Consider the following 1,334-nt stretch of genomic DNA (forward strand, 5'->3'; position numbering starts at 1 on the left):
GTCGCCAACGACTACGCGATCCGCGACTACCTCGAGAACTGGTATCGCCCCAACCTGCGCGTGAAGAACCGCGACACCTGCACGCCGATCGGCCCCTGGCTGGTGGACGCCAAGGACGTGGCCGACCCGATGTCGCTCGCGCTTTCGACCACCGTCAACGGCAAGGTCACGCAGTCGGGCAACACGAAGGACATGATCTTCGACGTGCCCTTCCTCATCGAGTACTTCAGCAGTTTCATGACGCTGTCGCCGGGCGATTTGATCCTCACGGGCACGCCGGATGGTGTGGTGGATTGCCGTCCGGGCGATGTGATCGTGACCGAGATCGAGCACATCGGCGCGCTCGTCAACACCATTGCCGCAGCCTGACACCCTCACCGGACCCCATCAATGCAAATCGACCATCTCATCAACGGCAAGCCGGTCGCGGGCCGCGACTATTTCCAGACCGTCAACCCCGCCACGCAGGAAGTGCTGGCCGAGGTCGCCGCGGGCGGTAAAGCCGAAGTCAATGCGGCCGTCGCCGCCGCGAAGGAAGCGTTTCCCAAGTGGGCCGGCATGCCCGCGCCCGAGCGCGCGAAGCTGATCCGCAAGCTCGGCGACCTGATCGCGAAGAACGTGCCCGAGATCGCGCAGACCGAGACCAACGACTGCGGCCAGGTCATCGCGCAGACCGGCAAGCAACTCGTGCCGCGCGCGGCGGACAACTTCTATTACTTCGCCGAGATGTGCACGCGCGTGGACGGCCACACCTATCCGACGCCAACGCATCTGAACTACACGCTGTTCCACCCGGTCGGCGTGTGCGCGCTGATCTCGCCGTGGAACGTGCCCTTCATGACCGCGACATGGAAGGTCGCGCCCTGCCTCGCCTTCGGCAACACCGCAGTGCTCAAGATGAGCGAGCTGTCGCCGATGACCGCGGCGCGGCTCGGCGAACTCGCGCTCGAAGCGGGCATTCCGGCGGGCGTGCTGAACCTCGTGCATGGCTACGGCACGGACGCGGGCGAGCCGCTGGTCGCGCATCCGGATGTGCGCGCGATCTCGTTCACCGGGTCGACCGCGACCGGCAACCGCATCGTGAAGTCGGCGGGCCTCAAGAAGTTCAGCATGGAGCTCGGCGGCAAGAGCCCCTTCGTGATCTTCGATGACGCCGACTTCGAACGCGCGCTCGACGCCGCGGTGTTCATGATCTTCAGCAACAACGGCGAGCGTTGCACCGCGGGCAGCCGCATCCTCGTTCAGCAGTCGATCTATGCGAAGTTCGTCGACCGGTTCGTCGAACGCGCCAGGAAGATCACCGTGGGCGATCCGCTGGACGAGAAGACCATCGT

At 65.1% G+C, this 1,334-nt stretch carries 2 protein-coding genes; both read left to right on the forward strand.

Features of this window, described 5'->3' with window-relative positions:
• A partial coding sequence (locus WKW77_RS34960) for a fumarylacetoacetate hydrolase family protein (protein ID WP_340361473.1) occupies positions 1 to 369 on the forward strand: 369 nt, incomplete at its 5' end.
• Between the two features lie 21 nt (positions 370 to 390).
• The coding region (locus tag WKW77_RS34965; protein WP_340361474.1) for an aldehyde dehydrogenase family protein at positions 391 to 1,334 on the forward strand (944 nt) is incomplete at its 3' end.

The organism is Variovorax ureilyticus (assembly GCF_037889935.1).
Lineage (GTDB): Bacteria > Pseudomonadota > Gammaproteobacteria > Burkholderiales > Burkholderiaceae_C > Variovorax > Variovorax ureilyticus.